Here is a 303-nt window from a genome sequence, read left to right on the forward strand (position 1 = left end):
TCCGCAAGGTGTGTACGGTCATCACCTCAAGGCCGGAGCCCATCCGGCATTTCGTTACGGAAACACTGGGACGCACAGCGACCCAGCATAACGCCACCGGCGTGTACACCGGCGAGCCCCGCACCATGATTATGGTGGCGCTGACCCGGCGGCAGGCAGGGCTGCTGCGGGATTTCCTGCGCCGGGAGGACCCGCAGGCCTTTCTGACCATTGTCAACTCAAGCGAGATCATCGGCAAAGGGTTCCAGTCCATCTGAAAACGCAGAATGGCCGCCCACTGTGGCTTTCCAGAGGTGGGCGGGC

General features: G+C 62.7%; 1 protein-coding gene. It reads left to right on the plus strand.

Going from position 1 to position 303, the window contains the following annotated elements:
• On the plus strand, positions 1-257 hold a 257-nt coding region (locus P0G09_RS18465), incomplete at its 5' end, for a YitT family protein (RefSeq protein WP_275253401.1).
• Positions 258-303: the final 46 nt, after the last annotated feature.

Origin of the sequence: Faecalibacterium sp. DFI.5.82 (assembly GCF_029076575.1) — a bacterium.
In the GTDB taxonomy this organism is placed as follows: Bacteria; Bacillota; Clostridia; order Oscillospirales; family Ruminococcaceae; genus Faecalibacterium; species Faecalibacterium duncaniae.